The organism is Kocuria sp. UCD-OTCP (assembly GCF_000349605.1).
Classification (GTDB): domain Bacteria; phylum Actinomycetota; class Actinomycetes; order Actinomycetales; family Micrococcaceae; genus Kocuria; species Kocuria rosea.
Genome location: NZ_KB714683.1, coordinates 123,513 through 143,520 on the forward strand (window position 1 = coordinate 123,513; position 20,008 = coordinate 143,520).

The window sequence follows — 20,008 nt, forward strand, 5'->3', positions numbered from 1 at the left end:
TTGCACTTGTCGATCACCGACAGGCGCAGGTCGGTGGCGCGGCGGCCGTGGCGGTCCATCAGCCCGGCCCCGGCCGGGGCGCCGCTGGGGCCCGGACCGGTGTCGCGCAGCCGCGGCAGTCCCAGGGAAACGCTCATGTCACCGCCTCGGTGGTCGTCCCCGGCCCCCGGCGGCCGGGGGGCGCCGGAGCCGCGGCGGCACCGAACCGCCCGAGCAGGTCGGCGGCGACGCTGATGGCGATCACCGCCGGGGCCTTGCCCGGGATGCCGGGGAGCCCGATGGGACACGCGATGCGCTCCAGCGCGGCGTCGGAGTGCCCCTCCGCCCGCAGCCGCGCCCGGAACCTCGACCACTTGGCCCGGGAGCCGATCAGGCCCACGCTGCCGAGGTCGTCCCGGCGCAGCGCGGCGTCGCACAGCACGAAGTCCTCGGCGTGGTCGTGGCTCATGATCAGCACGTGCGCCCCGGCCGGCAGCCCGGCCAGGACGTTCTCGGGGACGGGGCTGTGGTGGAGGTGGACCTGCGCGGTCCCGTCGGTGACGTCGGCGAGCCGGGAGGCGTCCAGCTGGCTCTCGCGGCTGTCCACCAGGTGCAGGTGCAGGGGCAGCCGGGACAGCACCCGCGCGAGCTCGTGTCCCACGTGCCCCATGCCAAACACCGCCACCGCCGGCCGGGCGCCCTGGGGCTCGAGCAGAACGTTGACCACGCCCCCGCAGCACTGCCGCCCGTGCTCCACGGGAGCGTGCTCGTTGAGCGCGAAGGTCAGCGTCTCCGGGACCGTGGCCCCAGTGGCGAGGAGGACCCGCGCCCGCTCGACCACCGTGGCCTCGAGGTTGCCTCCGCCCACGGTGTCCCACGTGTCCGTCTCGGCCACGACCATCTTGGCCCCCGCCTCCCGGGGGGCGTGCCCGCGCACCTCCGTGACGGTGGCGAGCACCCCCGGTGCGCCCGCCGCGCGCAGGTGCTGCAGCGCGTCCAGCCAGTCCACGTCAGCGCGCCGCCGGAGCGGCCGGAGCGGCCGAGGCGGCGACGTCCGCCACGGGCAGGGCGCGGCGCGCCTCCTGGACCGCCCAGAACACGGCCTCCGGGGTGGCGGGGCTCGCGAGCTCGGTGCTCCGCCCGCCCGGCCCGAACGCGGCCGCGGCCTCCCGCAGCGCCTCGCGCACGCTGAAGGCCAGCATGAGCGGCGGCTCCCCCACGGCCTTGGAGCCGTAGACGACGCCGCTCTCGGTGGCCTCCTCGAAGAGGTGCACGTTGAACTCCTCGGGCATCTCCGAGAAGCTCGGCAGCTTGTAGGTGCTCGCCGCCTGGGTCGCCAACCGGCCCCGGTGCGGCCCGTCGGACTCGTCCCAGCGCAGCTCCTCGAGCGTGAGCCAGCCGGCGCCCTGGACGAACCCGCCCTCGATCTGCCCCACGTCGATCAGCGGGGAGAGGCTGTCGCCCACGTCGTGGACGATGTCGGTGCGCAGCAGCCGGTACGCGCCGGTGAAGCCGTCGACCTCCACCTCGGAGACGGAGGCGCCGTAGGAGAAGTACTTGAACGGCTCGCCCTGCATCCGGGCGCCGTCCCAGTGCAGCCCCTCGGTCCGGTAGTACCCGGCGGCCCACAGCGAGATCCGCTGGAAGTAGGCGTCGTGGGCGAGCTCGGCGAAGGACATCTGCCGGTCATGGAAGCCGATCCCGGTGACCGTGCCGTCGACGAACCGGACGTCATCGGGGTGGATGTCGAACTTGCGGGCGGCGACCTCGGCCAGCCGGTCGCGGATCTGCTCGCAGGCGTTCTTCACGGCCCCGCCGTTGAGGTCCGCCCCGGAGCTGGCGGCCGTCGCGGAGGTGTTGGGCACCTTGTCCGTGCGGGTGGGCGCGAGCCGGACGGTCTCCATGGGCACGCCCAGGGCCGTGGCCGCGACCTGGCGCATCTTGGTGTGCAGCCCCTGTCCCATCTCGGTGCCGCCGTGGTTGATGAGCACGGACCCGTCCTTGTAGACGTGCACGAGGGCGCCGGCCTGGTTGAAGGCCGTGAGGTTGAACGAGATGCCGAACTTGACCGGGGTGACCGCCAGCGCCCGCTTGGTGTCGGGGTGGGCGGCGTTGAAGGCGGCGATCTCCTCGCGGCGGCGCTCGACCTCGGCCCGGTCGAGCAGCTGGGTCCAGATGGTGCGCAGCCGCTCGGCGTGCCGGACGGGCTGGCCGTAGGGCGTGGTCTGGCCGGGGACGTAGAGGTTGCGGTGGCGCAGCTCCGTGGGGTCCAGGCCGAGCAACGGGGCGCAGCGGCCCATGACCTCCTCGATCACCAGCATGCCCTGCGGGCCGCCGAAGCCGCGGAACGCGGTCTGGGAGGTCTTGTGGGTCCGTGCGATCCGGCCGTGGACCTGCACGTGCGGGATCCAGTAGGCGTTGTCGATGTGGCACAGCGTGCGCTGCAGCACGGGCTCGGAGAGGTCCAGGCTCCACCCGCCGTCGCTGGTGACGGTGGCCTCCAGGGCCTGCAGGTGACCGCCCTCGTCGAAGCCGGCCTCCCACCGGGCGTGGTACGGATGACGCTTGCCGGACATGGTGAGGTCCTGGGTGCGGTTGAGCCGCAGCCGCACCGGCCGGCCCGTCAGCACCGAGCCGAGGGCGGCGACGGCGGCGTAGCCGTGCGGCTGCATCTCCTTGCCGCCGAACCCACCGCCCATGCGCAGGCACTGCACGGTGACCTCGTGGCTGTGCAGACCCAGGACGTGGGCGACGATCTCCTGGGTCTCCGTGGGGTGCTGGGTGCTGCAGTGCACCAGGACCTGCCCGCCCTCGTCCACGTAGGCGAAGGAGGCGTGGGTCTCCAGGTAGAAGTGCTCCTGGCCGCCGAACTCGAACTCCCCGCTGAAGCGGTGGGCGGAGCCGGCCAGCGCCGTGCCCGTGTCCCCGCGGCTGACGGTGGGCTGACCGCCCTGGAAGCTGCCGGCCTCGACGGCCTCCGCCACGGTGACCAGCGACGGCAGCGGCTCGTAGTCGACCTCGACGGCGTCCGCGCCCAGCCGGGCGGCCTCCTGGGTCTCGCCCAGCACCCAGCACACGGCGTGCCCGTAGAACATGACCTCGGCGGGGAACAGCGGCTCGTCGTGCTTGGTGCCGGCGTCGTTGACCCCGGGCACGTCCGCCGCGGTGAGGACCCGGACCACCCCGGGGACCGCCAGGGCCGGGGCGGTGCGCAGGTCCTGCACGCGGGCGTGGGCGTGCGGGGCCTGCACGGGCCAGGCGTGCAGCACGTCCTGGTGGCGCACGATGAGGTCGTCGGTGTACAGGGCCGTGCCGGTGACGTGCAGCGCGGCGCTCTCGTGCGGGACGGGCACGCCCACCACGGGGTCGACGGGGCGGTCGGCGAGGGACTTCAACGGGACACCTCCAGATCGGGGGCGGGCGCGTGCTGCGCCCAGAACTTGAGCAGGGCCTGCTCGAGCATGGCCGAGCGGTAGCGGGCGCTGGCCCGGTGGTCGTCGATCGGGGTGCCCTCCCCGGCCAGCGCGGCCGCCGCGGCGACGACCGTGTCGCGGTTCCACGGCGCCCCGTCGAGGAGGCGCTCCGCGCCGTGCGCCCGGATCGGGGTGGCCGCCACGCCGCCCAGGCCGATCCGCGCGGACGAGACCGTCCCGGCGTCCACCTGCACGGCGATGCCGACGGCCACGCTGGAGATGTCGTCGAAGCGCCGCTTGGCGATCTTGTGGAACCCGCTGTGCCGGGCGAGAGGCAGCGGGATCCGCACGGCGCGGATGATCTCCCCGGGGCGGCGGACGCTGCGCCGGTACCCCGTGTAGTACTCGTCCAGGGGCACCTCGCGCTCGCCCCCGGCGGAGGCCAGCACCACGGACGCGCCCAGGGCCAGCAGGGCCGGGGCCGAGTCCCCGATGGGCGATCCGGTGCCGAGGTTGCCGCCGAACGTCGCGGCGTTGCGGATCAGGCGGGAGGCGAACTGCGGGAAGAGCTGGTCGAGCAGGGGCACCCGTCCGGCGAGGCCGCGCTCGACCTCGGACAGGCTCAGGGCCGCACCGATCTCGATCCGATCCTGTCCCACCGCGAGCGTGCGCAGCTCCTCGAGCCGGTCCACGGCGAGGGAGAGCGGCGGACGGGTGTGGCGGATGTTGACCTCCACGCCCGCGTCCGTCGAACCGGAGATCAGCTGGGCCCCCGATTCGCGCTCGAGGTGCTCGAAGAGCTCGTCCAGGGAGCCGGGACGGACGAACCGTGCGCCGTCGGCCTCCACCTGGGTGGGCGGGGCGGGCTGCGCGGGCCGCTCCTGGCGCCGGAGCAGGGGGTCGGCGTCGGCCGGAGCCCCCAGGGCGTAGGCGGCGTCGCGGATGGGCCGGTAGCCGGTGCAGCGGCAGAGGTTGCCGCTCAGGGCGTGCAGGTCGAACCCGTTGGGCCCGCACTCGTGATCGGCCGCGTGCTCCTCGCCGGTGACCGCGGTGCCGGTCTGCGCCTCGTCGGCCGCGCCGGAGGTGCCGCGCTCGGGGCGGTAGTACTCGGCGGCCATGGCGCAGACGAACCCCGGCGTGCAGTAGCCGCACTGGGAGCCTCCCCGGAACGCCATCTCCTGCTGGACGGGGTGCAGCGCCGCGGGCGCGCCGGCCCCGGGGGCGGACCCGAGCCCCTCGGCGGTGACGACCTCCTGGCCATCGAAGGCGACGGCGGGGGGCAGGCACGCGTTCACGGCGGTCCACCGACTGCGCCCTTCCCCGTCCGGCCGGGCGACCAGCACCGCGCAGGCACCGCACTCGCCCTCGGCGCAGCCTTCCTTGGCCCCGGTCAGGCCCTCGCCGCGCAGCCAGTCCAGCAGCCGGGTGTGCGGGCCGAGCCCGTCACAGCTCCGGGTACGACCGTTGACCGTCACTCGGATGTCGCTCATGCCTGCTGCTCCTCGGTGCATGCCACTGGCCGCGACCTGGAGTCAGGTGGTTCCCCGGGGGTACCGGGAGCTCTCTGGCGGCGGACCAGCGCGATTCGTCGTTGCTCGCCCGGTAGATAGTCCGCTTCAGGACCCGCCGTAGGCTGAGTCACACCATAACCACGCCGTGACGGGGCCGCAAGAGTTCGGGCGCCACGACCGGGCCACGGCGGATCTGGAAGAATTCTTCCACAATGTGTTGTACCTCACGTCCAACTGCTCTACGTTGGCCTCAGCCACAGGCGGGTCCCGCTCGATCGGGACTATCTACCGGGCATGATCTGACAGCCGGGTGGGCCCGCCGACGGACATCAGCCGTTCCCCGGGTCCCCCCACGATCCGTGAGGACCTGAGCAGCATGTCGACCGTTCACGAAGAGACCACGCACCTCCAGACCCACCTCCAGCACGCCGTCGACCTCGCGGCGGAGAACGCCGCTGTCGACGGCGGACCCTTCGGGGCCGTCGTCGTGACCGCGGACGGGCGGGAGTTCCCCGCCGTCAACCGTGTGACGGCGGACCACGACCCCACGGCGCACGCCGAGGTCATGGCGATCCGCAGCGCCTGCCGCGCGCTGGGCACCTTCGACCTCAGCGGGGCCGTGCTCTACACCAGCTGCGAACCGTGCCCGCTGTGCCTCTCGGCCTCGCTGTGGGCCCGGTTGGACGCGGTGTACTTCGCCGCCGACCGGCACGACGCCGCGGCCGGCGGATTCGACGACGCCGAGTTCTACGAGTTCTTCGCCCGGAGCGCGCCGGAGCGTGACCGGGCCCTGCCGGTCCGCCACGTCCCGCTCGACGCACGCACCGAGCCGTTCCGGGCGTGGGCCGGCAACGCCCACCGCACCGAGTACTGAGCCGACCGCCCGCCGCCCCCGGTCGGCTTCCACCGGGACCATCAGATCTGGACACTTCACGGGAGACCCGCCGACAGGGCGGGCCCGGGAAAAACAGAGGATCGCCGGACCTTGCGCAGCAGAGCCGACGCCTGCGCGCTGAAGGAGGCACCTTCCATGTCATCGACCACACCCGGCCGTCCGACCGGCGCCCGCGCGACCGCAGACCATCCGACCGCAGCCCGCACGATCCGCCGTGGGCGCCCGTCGCGCCCGGCGCCCGCACCCGGACCGGAGGACGAGCGGCTGCCGCTGGGGCGCACCACCGCCTACGGCTTCCAGCACGTCCTCACCATGTACGGCGCCATCGTCGCCGTCCCCCTCATCATCGGGCAGGCCGCCGGGCTCTCCGGCGAGGAGATCGCCCTCCTCATCAGCTCCTGCCTGCTCATGGGCGGGGTCGCCACCGTCCTGCAGAGCTTCGGGGCGCCCTTCCTCGGCTCCAGGCTGCCGCTCGTGCAGGGGGTGTCCTTCGCCGGGGTCGCCCCCATGCTCGCGATCCTGGCCGGTGGCAACGACCTGACCACCATCTTCGGGGCCGTGCTCGTCTCCTCGGTGGTGGGCTTCCTGCTCGCGGGCGCGTTCTCCCGCGTCCTCCGGCTGTTCCCGCCGGTGGTCACCGGAACGGTGATCACAGTCATCGGCATCTCCCTGCTGCCGGTCGCGATCTCCTGGGCCGCCGGGGACGGGGACGGCGGAGCCGCCGATCCCCGCAGTCTCGCCCTGGCCGGGATCACCCTGCTCATCGTGCTGGTGCTCTCCAAGGTGGGGGTCGGGATGATCTCGCGCCTGTCCATCCTGCTCTCCTTCGTGCTCGGCACGGGGATCGCCCACGCGATGGGGATGGTGGACTTCTCCGGTGTGGGCGAGGGCGGCATCGTCACCTTCCCGACGCCCCTGGCCTTCGGGCCCCCGACCTTCGAGCTCGCCTCGATCATCTCGATGCTCATCGTGGTGCTCGTGACGATGACCGAGACCACGGCGGACATCCTCGCGGTGGGCGAGATCACGGGGGCCGAGGTCGACTCGAAGCGCGTGGCCAACGGCCTGCGGGCGGACATGCTCTCCTCCGCGGCGGCGCCGGTGCTCAACTCGTTCACCCAGACGGCTTTCGCCGCCAACGTGGGCCTCGTGGCGGTGACAGGCGTCCGCAGCCGCTTCGTGGTCACGGCCGCCGGCGTCATCATGGTGGGGCTGGGCCTGTTCCCCGTCATCGGGGAGGTCGTCGCGGCCATCCCGGCCCCGGTCCTCGGCGGCGCGTCGATCGTGCTCTTCGGCACGGTGGCCTCCTCCGGCGTGCGCACGCTGGCCAAGGTGGACTTCGGCAACTCCATGAACCTCGTCATCGTGGCGGTCGCCTTCGCGTTCGGCCTCATCCCCGTGGCCGCACCGCAGTTCTACGCCGGCTTCCCGTCCTGGACCCAGACCATCCTCGGCTCGGGGATCAGCGCCGCAGCACTCGTGGCCATCGCCCTCAACCTCCTGTTCAACGAGCTGACCGCCGGAAACTCCCGGCACCAGTCCGTCATGGCGGCGGCGCCGGTGCGGGTCGTCCGGGCGGACACCCTGGCGCACCTGCGGGAGGGCGACCGGATCCAGGACGGTGCCGTGGTGGACAGCGACGGAGCCGAGGTGGCGGTCGTGGCGGAGCACCACTTCGACGACGTCCGGAGGATGATCGACGACGGGGAGATCACGCACACGGGACAGATCCGGACGGTCCTCGCCGCCAAGGACGCGACGGCCTGAGCACCCGGGCCCGCACCCCACCTGCGAAACCTCGACCAGGGGCGTTCCCCGCCTCCGCCCGGCACACCGCCGGGCGGAAGCGGGGAACGCCCCTGCAACGGTGTCCGGGCCGGCCCGATCAGCTCGCTGCCACCGGGCCGCGGCGCCCCGCCCCGGCCCGGTCTGCCGGCGCCGGGCCCGCCGGGGCCGGGAGCTTCAGGCGTTCACCAGGCGGCGGGCCGCCGCGGAGTGCTCGGCGGTGAGCGCCTCCACGTCCAGACCGGTGATCGCACCGTCCTCCACGAGCCAGCGCCCGCCCACCATGACCCGGTCCGCGCGCTCCGCGCCGCACAGCAGCAGCGCGGAGAGCGGGTCGTGGGCGCCGGAGAAGCGCAGCCCGTCCAGCCGGAACATCGCGAGGTCCGCCTGGGCGCCCGGGCGCAGCACACCGAGGTCCGGGCGGCCGAGCAGGCGCGCGGAGCCGCGCGTCGCCCAGCCGAGGGCCCGCTCCGGGGTCACGGCCTCCGCCCCGTAGCGCAGCCGCTGCACGTACAGGGCCTGCCGGACCTCCTGCACCAGATTGGAGGCGTCGTTGGAGGCGGACCCGTCCACCCCGAGCCCCACGGGGGCTCCCGCCTCCTCGAGCTCCACGGCCCGGCAGATCCCGGAGGCCAGGCGCATGTTGGACGTGGGGCAGTGGGCCACGCCCACCCCGGCCGCGCCCAGGCGGGCCACCTCGGCGTCGTCGAAGTGGATGCCGTGGGCCAGCCACGTCCGGTCGGTGAGCCAGCCCGTGGACTCGAGGTAGTCGACCGTCCGCAGCCCGAAGCGCTCCCGGCAGAAGTCCTCCTCGTCGATGGTCTCGGCGAGGTGGGTGTGCAGCCGCACGTCCAGCTCGCCGGCCAGGACGGCGGTGTCCCGCATGATCTCCCGCGTCACCGAGAACGGTGAGCACGGGGCCAGCGCGATCTGGGTCCGGGCGCCGTCGCCGCGCTCGTGGTAGGTCCCCACCAGGCGTGCGCTGTCGGCGAGGATCGTCTCCGCCTCCTGCACCGTCTGCTGCGGGGGCAGCCCGCCGTCGCGCTCGCCCAGGCTCATGGATCCCCGGGAGAGGACGGCCCGCATGCCGAGGCTCCGGGCGGCCTCGACCTGCACGTCGATCGAGTGCTCCATGCCGCCGGGGAACAGGTAGTGGTGGTCGGCCGCCGTGGTGCAGCCCGAGAGCAGCAGCTCCGCCATCGCCACCGTGGTCGCGAGCTGCAGGTCGCGGGGGCGCAGGCGGGCCCACACGGGGTAGAGGTCCCGCAGCCACGGGAACAGGGGGACGCTGACCACGGGCGCCCAGGCGCGCGTGAGCGTCTGGTAGAAGTGGTGGTGCGTGTTGATCAGCCCGGGCACCACCACGTGCTCCCAGGCGTCGAGGACCCCGCACGGAACAGTCGGAGCTCCGCCGGCCGGGACCAGCTCCACCACGGTGCCGGAGGCGGTGTCCACCACGACACCGCCGGCCGTGTCCGCGGAGGTGTCCTCGCCGGTGTACAGGGCCAGGGGCTCGCGCAGCCACAGCAGGTGGGAGCCGGGGTTCGAGGTGTGGGGACGCACAGGGTTCTCCGATCGGTCGCAGGTCTCGTCACCGGCGCCGTGCGCCTCGTGTGGTCCGAGGGCGGCACGCGGCGCCGCCAGCTCAGTGAGGTCCTGTCTGCTGATCCAGGAGACCGCTCCCGCGGTCCCGGTGACCGTAGCACCGGCGGATGTTGGCCTTCAACCGTCCGGGCCCTGACGACGACGGGCCCGTCCGGCGTCCGGTCAGCTCTCCCCGCGCCGGATCAGTCGGCCCGACGGAGTCCGGAAGTCCACGGAGCTGCCCCGCAGATAGGTTCTGCGCACCTTTCCGGACAGCGCCTTGCCCTGGTACGGGGTGATGGGGTTCTTGTGGTGCAGCTTCCCGGCGTCCACGACGAAGGCGTCGTCGGGCGCGAAGACCACCAGGTCGGCGTCGTAGCCGATGGAGACCTTGCCCTTGGCGCGCAGGCCGGCCCGCTGGGCCGGCTTCGTCGACATCCACTCCACCACGCGGCCCAGGTCCACTCCGCGGCGCCGGGCTTCCGTCCAGATCAGGGACAGCCCCAGCTGCAGCGAGGAGACACCACCCCAGGCCACCCCGAAGTCGCCGTTGTCGAGGTCCTTGAGGTCCAGGGTCGAGGGGGAGTGGTCGGAGACGATGAAGTCGATGGTCCCGTCGATCAGTCCCTCCCACAGCAGCTCGCGGTTGCCGACCTCCCGCACGGGCGGGCAGCACTTGAAGGCGGTGGCGCCATTGGGCACCTCCTCGGCGAGCAGGGTGAGGTAGTGCGGACAGGTCTCCACCGTGATGTCCAGGCCGTCCCGCTTCGCGGTGGCGAGCATGGGCAGAGCGTCCGAGGAGGACAGGTGCAGGATGTGGGAGCGGGCGCCGGTCCAGCGGGTGCGCTCGATGACCTCGGCGATGGCCAGGTTCTCGGCGCCGCGCGGGCGGGACTTCAGGAAGTTCTCGTACACGTCCCCCTCGGGCCGCGGGGCACGGTCGATGGCCCGGGAGTCCTCGGCGTGCACGATCATCAGCGAGTCGAACGTCTTGATCTCGGCGAGGTCCTCCTCCATCTCGTCGGCCTCCAGATGGGGGAACTCGTCCACCCCGGAGTGCAGCAGGAAGCACTTGAAGCCGAAGACGCCGTCGTCGTGCAGCTCGCGCAGGTCGGGCTTGTTGCCGGGGATCGCCCCGCCCCAGAAGCCGACGTCCACGAAGACGTTGTCCTGGGCGAAGAGGCGCTTGTACTCGAGGGCCGGCACGTTGACGGTCGCCGGGACCGAGTTGAGCGGCATGTCCAGGACCGTGGTGACGCCCCCGGCGGCGGCCGCGCGGGTGGCGGAGGCGAAACCCTCCCACTCGGTGCGGCCGGGCTCGTTGATGTGCACGTGGGTGTCCACCAGGCCGGGCAGCAGGTGCTCGTCCTCGGCCAGCTCCACGACCTCGCGGCCGACCAGGCCGGCGCCGAGGGGTTCGATGGCCACGATCCTGCCGTTGCGCACGCCGACCTCGCGGGGAGCGAAGTGGTCCCCGCAGGAGACGTTCTGCCCCCGCACCACGAGGTCGAACTCGCGGTGGCCGTGCGCATCGGTGCCGGCGTCACCCGACGCCGGGCGGGAGGCCTCCGCGGCATCGGCAGGCATCCCGTGCTCCCGCTTGTAGTCGGCGATCAGCCGGCGCACGCGCTCGGGGTCGTTGACGTCGTGGCTCACGTCCAGCTTGTGCGCCTGCTCGGTCTCGAAGGCGCTCCGGGCGGCGGCCGGCTTGGTGGCCGCGCGGGCGGAGTCCTCCCGGGCGATCGCCGCAGGGTCCGCACTCACCTGTTGCGCACGCCCCGCGGCGTCAGAAGCGTCGTCCGCGCGCTGTCCGGGCTCCGCGGACGGTTGACCCGGATCCGGTCGGTGCCCCTGCTCGTCGCTCTGCTTCCCGCCCCGGTCGGTGGTCCCCGGCCGCTGCGGCGTCTTCTTCTCCGTCATTCGGAGCTCCTCCTCGTCTTCGGCGTCCGCGCGGGCCGCCGGATCGATCAGTTGGGTCGGGTCCCCGTGAGCAAAGCGGGGAGCTCGAGGGCGAGCCGGGCGCCCACCTGCTCGAGAAGCCTGCCGGCCTCGCGCATGCTGACCCGCGGGTCCGGCTCGAGCTCGGTGAGGGCATAGGTGCGCACGAAACCGGCGGCCCTGCGGGTCTCCTCGTCGAGGGTGGTGCGGCCGCACACGGCCACCACCGGGACGCCGGCGGCGTGCGCGGTGGTGGCGACCCCCATGGGGGTCTTCCCGCCGAGCGACTGCTCGTCGAGGCTGCCCTCCCCGGTGACGACCAGGTCGGTGCCCGCCATCCGGTCGGCGAGCCCCACGAACTCCAGGACCACGTCGATGCCGGGGCGGCGCTGGGCCCCGAGCACGGCCAGGGCCGCGTAGCCCACGCCGCCGGCGGCTCCGGCGCCGGGGGCCCCGGCCGCCGTCAGGGCGGCCGGGCCGAGGGCGTCCGCCAGCCGGTCCCGGAAGACCGTCAGTGCGGCATCGAGGGATGCGACGAGATCCGGGTCGGCGCCCTTCTGCGGGCCGAACACGGCCGCCGCACCGTTGGTCCCGGTGAGGGGGTTGTCGACGTCCGCGGCCAGGACGAACTGTGCGTCCCGCACCCGGGGATCCAGCCCGGTGAGGTCCACCCGGGCCAGCCGGGCGAGCTCGGCGCCTCCGCGGCCCAGCTCGGCGCCCTCGTCGTCCAGCAGGCGAGCGCCGAGGCCCTGGAGCAGCCCCGCACCGCCGTCGGTGCAGGCGCTGCCGCCCACCCCCAGGACGATCCGGGTGGCTCCGGCATCGAGGGCGGCGCGGACCAGTTCGCCGGTGCCGCGGCTGGTGGCGCCCCCGGCGTCGAGCACGGGTGCGCCGTCCTCGTCCACGGGGAGCGCGGCCAGTCCCGAGGCCAGGGCCATCTCCACCACCGCGGTCCGGTCGAGCAGGGCGAACCCTGCCGCGACGGGGTTCCCGGCGGGACCGGTCACGGTGGTGGAGGAGGCGACGAATCCGGCGCCGACGGCGGCGTCGAGGGTGCCCTCGCCGCCGTCGGCCACCGGGACGGCCACGACCGTGGCGGACGGCTCCACGGACCGGATGCCCGCCGCGAGGTGCTCCACCACGTCGGTGGCTTCCAGCGAACCCTTGAACTTGTCCGGGGCGACGACGATGCGCACGGGGCGTGCCTCCTGTTGTGTGCGGACGGGGGTCAGTCGAGCAGGGCGATCGCCGTCGGGGCGTCCACGCCGCTGACGGCGAGCTCCTCGAACTCGACCACGTTGTCGATCTCGGTCCCCATGGAGATGTTGGTGACCTTCTCCAGTATGACCTCCACCACCACGGGGACCTGGTGCTTCTCCAGGAGGACCCGCGCCTGGCCGAAGGCCTCCTGCAGCTTCTCGGGATCGGTCACGCGCAGGGCCTTGCAGCCCAGGCCCTCGACGACCTTGAGGTGGTCCACGCCGTAGCCCTGGGTCTCCGGGGAGTTGATGTTCTCGAACGCCAGGGAGACGTTCTGCTCCATCTTGAACCCGCGCTGGGACTGGCGGATGAGGCCCAGGTACGAGTTGTTCACCACCACGTGGAGATAGGGCAGGTTGAACTGCGCCCCGACGGCCAGCTCCTCGATCATGAACTGGAAGTCGTAGTCCCCGGAGAGCGCGACGACGGTGGCCTCGGGCTTGCCCCGGACGACGCCGAGGGCGGCGGGCCCGGTCCAGCCCAGCGGGCCGGCCTGGCCGGCGTTGATCCACTGGCGGGGGCCGTGCACGTGCAGGAACTGGCCGCCGGCGATCTGGGAGAGCCCGATCGTGGAGACGTAGGTGACGTCCGTGCCGAAGGCGGTGTTCATCTCCTCGTAGACGCGCTGCGGCTTGACCGGGACCTGCGTGAAGTGCGTCTTGCGCTGCATCGAGCCCTTGCGCTGGGCGCAGTCCTTGACCCACACGGACCAGTCCGGCACGGAGAACCGCTCCTTCCGCTCCCGGGCGACCTCGATGAGGATCTCCAGGGCCGCGCCGGCGTCGGAGACGATGCCGAGGTCGGGGGAGAAGACGCGTCCGATCTGGGTGGGCTCGATGTCGATGTGCACGAACGTGCGGCCCCGGGTGTAGGTGTCCAGGCCGCCGGTGTGGCGGTTGGCCCACCGGTTGCCGATGCCGAGCACGAAGTCGGACTCGAGGAACGTCGCGTTGCCGTAGCGGTGGGAGGTCTGCAGTCCGACCATCCCGGCCATCAGCGGGTGGTCGTCCGGGATGGCGCCCCAGCCCATGAGGGTCGGGATCACGGGCACGTCCAGCAGTTCGGCGAGCTCGACCAGCTGCGCCGAGGCATCGGCGTTGATGATGCCGCCGCCGGCCACGATGAGCGGACGCTGCGCGGAGGAGAGCATGTCCAGGACCTTCTCGGCCTGCGCGCGGGTCGCTGCGGGGCGGTGGACGGCCAGGGGCTCGTAGACGTCGATGTCGAACTCGATCTCGGCGAGCTGGACGTCCAGGGGGAGATCCAGCAGCACCGGACCGGGCCGGCCCGAGCGCATGAGGTAGAAGGCCTTCTGGAACGCCCCCGGCACCTGGCCGGGCTCCAGCACTGTCATGGCCATCTTGGTGACCGGCGCGGCGATCGAGGAGATGTCCACGGCCTGGAAGTCCTCCTTGTGCAGCTTGGCCACGGGGGCCTGGCCGGTGATGCACAGGATCGGGACGGAGTCCGCCCACGCGGCGTAGAGGCCGGTGATCATGTCGGTGCCCGCAGGCCCGGACGTCCCCACGCAGATCCCGATGTTGCCGGGGGCGGCCCGGGTGTAGCCGTCGGCCATGTGCGAGGCGCCCTCGACGTGCCGGGCGAGGGTGTGCCGGATGCCGCCGTGGGCGCGCATCGCCGAGTAGAACGGGTTGATGGCGGCGCCGGGCAGGCCGAAGGCCTCGGTGGCGCCCTCCTTCTCGAGGATGGCGACGACGGCGTCGACCGTGCGCATTCTTGCCATGATGAACTCCTTGGAAGCAGGACCCGGGATCGGGTCGGGAAGCGGTGGGGTGGGGAAGGTCAGCGGCCCGAGCGGCCGGAGAGCTCCTCGACGAGCTTGAAGAGACCCGAGTGGTCGAGTCCGCCGTCGCCCTTGTTGACGGTGGCGGCCACGAGCTGGGCGACGATCGCGCCGAGCGGCACGGCCACGCCGGCCTCCCGGGCGGCGGAGGTCACGATGCCCATGTCCTTGTGGTGCAGCTGGAGCCGGAAGCCCGGGTCGAAGTTGCGGTCCAGCATCTTCTGGCCCTTCTGGTCCAGGACCTTGGAACCGGCCAGGCCGCCCCCGAGGACCTTCAGCGCGGCGTCCGTGTCCACGCCGTAGGCCTCGAGGAAGACGACGGCCTCCGCGAGCAGCTGGATGTTGCCGGCCACGATCAGCTGGTTGGCCGCCTTGACGGTCTGCCCGGAGCCGGCGGGGCCCACGTGCACGATCGTCTTCCCGACGGCCTCGAGCACCGGGCGGGCGGCCTCGAAGTCCGCGGCCTCGCCGCCGACCATGATCGAGAGCACGGCGTCGATGGCGCCCTGTTCCCCGCCGGAGACCGGGGCGTCCAGCGGGCGCAGTCCGTGCTCGACGGCCTCCCGGGACAGGCGCGCGGCCACGTCCGGGCGGATGGAGCTCGCATCGATCCAGACGGTGCCCTGCGCGGCGTGGGCGAAGACGCCGTCCTCGCCGGTCACGACGCCCTCGACGTCCGGGGAGTCCGGGACCATCGTGATCACGACGTCGGCGTTCGCGACGGACTCGGCCACGCTGGACGCGCCCTTGCCGCCGGCCTCGACGAGCTGGTCGATCTTGTCCTGCGAACGGTTGAAGCCGACGACGTCGTAGCCGGCCGTGACGAGGTTCTTGGCCATGGGCAGGCCCATGATGCCGAGTCCGATGACGGTGACGTTGGTCATGGTGGGATTCCTCACTGTGGGAGCCCGTGCGGTGCGTACGACGGGCCGTGGTGGCAGGTGCGGGGGAGGAGTGGCGTCAGGCGCCGGCGCGGGCCGCGGACCACGCGGCGGTCCAGGCGAAGGGGTCCTGCTGCGACGCCTTGTACTCGAGGCCCACGTAGCCCGAGTAGCCGAGCTCCCGGCTGCGCTCGATCCACTGCTGGAGCGGGAGCTCGCCGGTGCCGGGCTCGTTGCGCCCTGGGGCGTCGGCGATCTGGATGTGGCCGAAGTCAGCGGCGTGCTTCTCGATGACCGTGGAGACGTCGTCACCGTTGACCGACAGGTGGTAGAAGTCGGCGAGCAGCCTGATGTTGTCGGCACCGGCGGCCCGGACCTCCGCGATGACGTCGAGGGCGTCCTGGGCGGTCTTCAGGGGATAGGCCTCGGTGCCGGAGACCGGCTCCAGCAGCACGGTCCCGCCGATGCGCGCCACGCCCTCGGCGGCGGCCACGAGATTGCGCACCGCCAGCTCGTCCTGGGCCTCCGGCGTGTGCTCGGGCCGGCGGTTGCCGTAGAGCGCGTTGAAGGCCTTGCAGCCGGTGCGCTCGCCGATGGCGGCGACCACGGCGATGTTCTCCTTGAACTCCCCGCAGCGGCCCTTCCAGGACACGAGGCCCCGGTCTCCGCCCGGCATGTCGCCTGCGTTGAAGTTCAGCCCGCTCAGCTGCACCCCCGCGTCCCGGATCGCGTCCACGAAGGCGTCGACGTCGCGGTCCGCGGGCACGGACTCCGCGAAGGGCCACCAGAACTCGACCGCGTCGAAGCCGGCGGCCTTGGCGGCCGCGGGGCGCTCGAGCAGGGGCAGGTCGGTGAGAAGGATGGAGCAGTTCACGGTGTAGGACATCTGGATCCTCCTGGTTCGGACGGGGCCGCCACGTATTTCGAGATGTGGAAGTCAATTTCTGTCTTGTGAAACAGCGTACGATCCCCTGTGACGCAGGTCAATCCCTGATTGGAAGAATTATTTCAGGATGTGGAAACTGTGGGGTGTGGTCCGATGGCATGGAAGGACCCCGTGCCGCCGCGGTGGCAGGGCGGCACGGGGTCCGGTCGGTGGGGACGGGATCGCCGTCCGGTCAGCGCAGCTTCATCTGCCGGTTGACGTCCTTGTAGAGGAGGTACCGGAACCGGCCGGGGCCGCCCGCGTAGCAGGCCTGGGGGCAGAACGCCCGCAGCCACATGAAGTCGCCGGCCTCGACCTCGACCCAGTCCTGGTTGAGCCGGTAGACGGCCTTGCCCTCGAGGACGTAGAGCCCGTGCTCCATGACGTGGGTCTCGGCGAAGGGGATCACCGCCCCCGGCTCGAAGGTCACGATCGTCACGTGCATGTCGTACCGGACGTCGTCCGGGTCCACGAAGCGCGTGGTCGCCCACTTGCCGTCGGTCCCCGGCATGGCCGTCGGCTCGACCTCCTGCTCGTTGGTGACGAACGGCTCCGGCACCTCGATGCCCTGCACGTACTCGTAGGCCTTGCGGATCCAGTGCAGGCGGGCGGGCTCGCCGCCGCGGTTGCGCACGGTCCACTCGCACTCCGGCGGGAGGAAGGCATAGCCGCCGGGGACGAGCTCGTGCTCCTCCCCGTCGACGGTCAGGACGAGCGCCCCCTCCATGAGGAAGAGCACGCCCTCCACGCCGGCCTCCGTCTCGGGCCGGTCGCTGCCGCCGCCGGGGCCGACCTCCACGATGTACTGCGAGAAGGTCTCCGCGAAGCCGGACAGGGGCCGGGCGAGCACCCAGACCCGGGTGTCCTCCCAGAACGGGAGCCGGCTGGTCACGATGTCCCGCATGGTCCCGCGCGGGATCACCGCGTAGGCCTCCGTGAACATCGCCCGGTCCGTGAGCAGCTGGGTCTGGTCGGGGTGGCCGCCGTGCGGCGCGTGGTAGGTGGTCTCGGTCATCTGAAGTCGCCTCCGGTGGTCGATGCGGCCGGTGCCGCGGCCTTGGGGTGGGCCAGGGAGAAGAGCTCGTGCTCGCCGATGCCGGCGCTCTCCTCGAGCTCCTCCCCGGAGATCGCGCCGCACAGCACGCCGCGGTGGACGAAGCGGGCCAGGGCGCGGGCGGTGGCCGGTTCGTCCATGATCTCCGACTCGATGCCGTGCACGTAGTTCTTCAGCCGCAGCGCCGCCGCGGGGAAGCCCTCGCGGTAGAAGAAGTACGTGGCCAGGTAGCGGGTGGGCAGCTGGTGCGCGTGCAGGTCCCATCCCTGGTAGTAGCCCCGCTCCAGGGAGCGGCGCACCAGACGGGCGTGCAGCCGCCAGGCGGCCAGCTTCTGCCGGTCGCTCCCGGTGGGCAGGATGTTCGTGGAGCCGTCGGACAGCCGCACCCCGGTGCCGGCCACGGCGACCTGCATGACGGCCTTGGCGTGGTCGGCGGCCGGGTGCTCCATGGACTGGTACTGGGCGGCGATCTGCAGGGAGTCGGAATAGTCGTAGGTCCCGTAGTGCAGGGCCTCGACCCGTCCGTCCGTCCGGTGGAGCATCGCCGGGATGGGGCAGGTGCCGTCGGTCCCCAGGATCATCGGGGCCGTCTCCATCTGCACCTCGAACCGCAGCCGCCCGGCCGGCAGTCCGAGGCCCGCCTCGAGCTGTTCGCAGGCCTCGACCATGACGTCGACCTGCTCCGTGGTGCTCACCTTGGGCAGGGTGAGGACGAGGCCGCGGGGGAGGCCGTCCTCGCTGTGCCCGGCCTCCCGCAGCCCGCCCTCGCGCACCAGGGTGGTGACGAACAGGTCGAGCGTGCGCAGGCCGCGGTCCCGGGTGGCGGCCTCGAAGCACTTGAAGCGGATCCCGATGTACGGCGGCGCGGTGCCCTCCCGGACGGCCAGGGCCACGGTGCGCGCCGCGCGCACGGCCCACTCGTCCTCCTCCTGGTCCCCGCGGTCGCCGAAACCGTCCTCGAAGTCCAGACGGACGTCCTCGATGGGCTCGGTGGCGAGCTTGTGCTCGACCGCTCGCGCCACCCGGTCGACCAGACCAGGGTCGGCACCCTCGGGGGCCACCTCCTCCGCGAGGGAGGCCGCACCGAGCCCGGCCACGGACCGGGCGGCGCGCTCTCCCCACTGCCGGGCGGTCTCCGGGGTGAAGCTGTCGGCGGGGAGGTAGACGGTGTGCACGGGCTGGCGTGTACCGGGGTCCCCCGGGTAGGACCGCTGGAGCAGCGCGTCGGTGCCGGCCAGCCGCTCCGCAGCGCGCTGCCGGAAGGCCGTGCCCAGCGTCCCGGTGTCCAGGTCGCCGGCGCTCACTTCGTGGCCACCCGGTCGCGGTCGGACTGCTCGAGCAGCTCGTAGGCGGGCAGGGTGAGGAAGTCGACGTAGTCCTCGCCCAGCACCAGATCGGCGATCAGGGCGGCCGCCGGCTCGAAGTGCGCCTCGTAGGACTGCGGGTCGACCTCCTCGCGCAGGACCTCCTTCTGCCGCTGGAGCTCCTCGGCCACGAGCTCGCGGGTCGCGGTGTTCCCGGTGTCCTCGTAGACCACGCCGTTGCGGATCTGCTGCCAGATCTGCGAGCGGGAGATCTCGGCGGTCGCGGCGTCCTCCATGAGGTTGTGGATGGCCACGGCCCCGTTGCCGGAGAGCCACACGGCGGTGTAGCGGATCGCCACGTAGAGGTTGGCCGCGAGCTCCTTCTGGGTGCTCACCCGCCCGGCGCTGGCGACGTCGAGCAGCTGCTCGGCGCTCACCCGCACGTCCTCGCGCAGCCGGTCCACCTGGTTGGGCCTCTCGCCGAGGACCCCGTCGAAGACCTCGCGGCAGGTGGGCACCAGGTCCGGGTGGGCCACCCAGGAGCCGTCGAAGCCGTCGTCGGCCTCGCGGGTCTTGTCCGCGCGCACCTTGGCGAACGCGGCCTCGGTGGCCTCCTGGTCCCGGCGGTTGGGGATGACCGCGGCCATGCCGCCCATCGCGAAGGCCCCGCGGCGGTGACAGGTCCGCACGAGCAGCTCGGTGTAGGCCCGCATCAGCGGGGCGGTCATGGTGATGGTGGAGCGGTCCGCCAGGACGAACTTCTCGCCGGCGTCCCGGAAGTACTTGATGATGCTGAACAGGTAGTCCCAGCGTCCCGCGTTGAGCCCCGAGGCGTGCTCGCGCAGCTCCCAGAGGATCTCGTCCATCTGGAACGCCGCGGGGATCGTCTCGATGAGCACGGTCGCCCGGACGGTGCCGTGCTCGATGCCCAGGTGCTCCTCGGCGAACGTGAACACGTCGTTCCACAGCCGGGCCTCGAGGTGGGACTCCAGCTTCGGCAGGTAGTAGTACGGTCCGTGCCCGTTGGCCAGCAGGAGCTTCGCGGTGTGGAAGAAGTGCAGGCCGAAGTCCACGAGCGCGCCGGAGGCCGGCTGCCCGTCCACCGTGACGTTGTGCTCGGGCAGGTGCCAGCCGCGGGGCCGGGTGACCACCACGGCGAGCGGGGCGTCCTGGCGCAGGGCGTACTGCTTGCCCTCCGGGGACGTGAAGCTCAGGGTGCCCCGGGCGGCGTCGCGCAGGTTGAGGACGCCGTCCACCTGGTTGTGCCAGGTGGGGCTCGAGGCGTCCTCGAGATCGGCGAGCCACACCTTGGCCCCGGAGTTCAGCGCGTTGATCGCCATCTTGGCCGGCGAGGCGGGCCCGGTCATCTCGACCCGGCGGTCCTGCAGGGCCGGCGGCGCCGGGGCGACCGTCCAGTCCCCCTCACGGATCTCCCGGGTCTCCGGGAGGAAGTCCAGGGTGCCGGTCTCGGCGGCCCGGCGGCGGTTCTGCTCCCGGGCGCCGAGCAGCTCGGCGCGGCGGTCGGCGAAGTGGTGGTGCAGGGCCTCCACGAAGGAGAGGGCCTCGGCGGTGAGGATCTCGCTCGCGCGGTCCAGGCCGGCGGGGGTGGTGAACTCGATGGCCATGGTGGTCTCCGTTCGGTGCTGGGTTCGGTGGGCGTCGCCGCCCGTGGTGC

14 protein-coding genes are annotated in these 20,008 nt (G+C 72.6%); 2 read left to right on the forward strand and 12 right to left on the reverse strand.

Annotated elements, in window-relative coordinates:
• Positions 1–133: 133 nt before the first annotated feature.
• From xdhC to H488_RS34225, 3 genes are read right to left on the reverse strand one after another with little or no spacing between them, the layout of a single operon-like run.
• Entirely contained in the window at positions 134–988 is an 855-nt protein-coding gene (xdhC, locus tag H488_RS34215; RefSeq protein ID WP_017834758.1) for a xanthine dehydrogenase accessory protein XdhC, read from the reverse strand.
• 1 nt (position 989) lies between these two features.
• Entirely contained in the window at positions 990–3,374 is a 2,385-nt protein-coding gene (gene xdhB, locus H488_RS34220) for a xanthine dehydrogenase molybdopterin binding subunit (protein WP_017834759.1), read from the reverse strand.
• Positions 3,371–4,882, reverse strand: a complete 1,512-nt coding sequence (locus H488_RS34225; protein ID WP_017834760.1) for a xanthine dehydrogenase small subunit — start codon at positions 4,880–4,882, stop codon at positions 3,371–3,373. The genes xdhB and H488_RS34225 overlap by 4 nt, the downstream gene beginning before the upstream one ends.
• Positions 4,883–5,279: 397 nt before the next feature.
• Between H488_RS34225 and H488_RS34230 the strand changes: the two genes are divergently transcribed.
• Positions 5,280–5,777: a nucleoside deaminase gene (locus tag H488_RS34230; RefSeq protein ID WP_017834761.1), complete on the forward strand. Its 498-nt coding sequence runs from the start codon at positions 5,280–5,282 to the stop codon at positions 5,775–5,777.
• A 156-nt stretch (positions 5,778–5,933) separates the two neighbouring features.
• Positions 5,934–7,565, forward strand: a complete 1,632-nt coding sequence (locus tag H488_RS34235; protein WP_017834762.1) for a nucleobase:cation symporter-2 family protein — start codon at positions 5,934–5,936, stop codon at positions 7,563–7,565.
• 195 nt (positions 7,566–7,760) lie between these two features.
• On the opposite strand, the gene H488_RS34240 is transcribed toward H488_RS34235, so the two are convergent.
• The 9 genes from H488_RS34240 to aceB all read right to left on the reverse strand — a co-directional run bounded on the left by H488_RS34240 (position 7,761) and on the right by aceB (position 19,958).
• Positions 7,761–9,146 carry an 8-oxoguanine deaminase gene (locus tag H488_RS34240; protein WP_017834763.1) on the reverse strand — a complete coding sequence of 462 codons (1,386 nt, stop codon included), beginning with the start codon at positions 9,144–9,146 and terminating at the stop codon, positions 7,761–7,763.
• A 204-nt stretch (positions 9,147–9,350) separates the two neighbouring features.
• A complete protein-coding gene (allB, locus tag H488_RS0119160; protein ID WP_081615858.1) occupies positions 9,351–10,754 on the reverse strand; it encodes an allantoinase AllB in 1,404 nt (467 codons plus the stop codon).
• 380 nt (positions 10,755–11,134) lie between these two features.
• Complete coding sequence (locus tag H488_RS34250; protein WP_017834765.1) at positions 11,135–12,301, reverse strand: glycerate kinase; 1,167 nt, start codon at positions 12,299–12,301, stop codon at positions 11,135–11,137.
• A gap of 32 nt (positions 12,302–12,333) precedes the next feature.
• Positions 12,334–14,109 carry a glyoxylate carboligase gene (gcl, locus tag H488_RS34255; protein ID WP_031283718.1) on the reverse strand — a complete coding sequence of 592 codons (1,776 nt, stop codon included), beginning with the start codon at positions 14,107–14,109 and terminating at the stop codon, positions 12,334–12,336.
• Between the two features lie 59 nt (positions 14,110–14,168).
• Complete coding sequence (locus tag H488_RS34260) at positions 14,169–15,053, reverse strand: 2-hydroxy-3-oxopropionate reductase (protein WP_017834767.1); 885 nt, start codon at positions 15,051–15,053, stop codon at positions 14,169–14,171.
• Positions 15,054–15,129: 76 nt separating this feature from the next.
• On the reverse strand, positions 15,130–15,936 hold the full coding sequence (locus tag H488_RS34265; protein ID WP_017834768.1) for a hydroxypyruvate isomerase family protein: 807 nt from the start codon (positions 15,934–15,936) through the stop codon (positions 15,130–15,132).
• Between the two features lie 232 nt (positions 15,937–16,168).
• Positions 16,169–16,990 (reverse strand): bifunctional allantoicase/(S)-ureidoglycine aminohydrolase, encoded by an 822-nt coding sequence (locus H488_RS34270; RefSeq protein WP_017834769.1) that lies wholly within the window; start codon positions 16,988–16,990, stop codon positions 16,169–16,171.
• Complete coding sequence (locus tag H488_RS34275; protein ID WP_017834770.1) at positions 16,987–18,333, reverse strand: DUF6986 family protein; 1,347 nt, start codon at positions 18,331–18,333, stop codon at positions 16,987–16,989. Before H488_RS34275 ends, H488_RS34270 begins: the two co-directional genes overlap by 4 nt.
• A complete protein-coding gene (gene aceB, locus H488_RS34280; protein ID WP_017834771.1) occupies positions 18,330–19,958 on the reverse strand; it encodes a malate synthase A in 1,629 nt (542 codons plus the stop codon). The genes H488_RS34275 and aceB overlap by 4 nt, the downstream gene beginning before the upstream one ends.
• Between the last annotated feature and the right edge of the window lie 50 nt (positions 19,959–20,008).

Coding starts and splice junctions, on each gene's coding strand:
- H488_RS34225 (WP_017834760.1), bottom strand. CDS start 4,882: ATGAGCGACATCCGAGTGACGGTCAACGGTCGTACCCGGAGCTGTGAC.
- H488_RS34230 (WP_017834761.1), top strand. CDS start 5,280: ATGTCGACCGTTCACGAAGAGACCACGCACCTCCAGACCCACCTCCAG.
- H488_RS34235 (WP_017834762.1), top strand. CDS start 5,934: ATGTCATCGACCACACCCGGCCGTCCGACCGGCGCCCGCGCGACCGCA.
- allB (WP_081615858.1), bottom strand. CDS start 10,754: ATGCCTGCCGATGCCGCGGAGGCCTCCCGCCCGGCGTCGGGTGACGCC.
- gcl (WP_031283718.1), bottom strand. CDS start 14,109: ATGGCAAGAATGCGCACGGTCGACGCCGTCGTCGCCATCCTCGAGAAG.
- H488_RS34260 (WP_017834767.1), bottom strand. CDS start 15,053: ATGACCAACGTCACCGTCATCGGACTCGGCATCATGGGCCTGCCCATG.
- H488_RS34265 (WP_017834768.1), bottom strand. CDS start 15,936: ATGTCCTACACCGTGAACTGCTCCATCCTTCTCACCGACCTGCCCCTG.
- H488_RS34270 (WP_017834769.1), bottom strand. CDS start 16,990: ATGACCGAGACCACCTACCACGCGCCGCACGGCGGCCACCCCGACCAG.
- aceB (WP_017834771.1), bottom strand. CDS start 19,958: ATGGCCATCGAGTTCACCACCCCCGCCGGCCTGGACCGCGCGAGCGAG.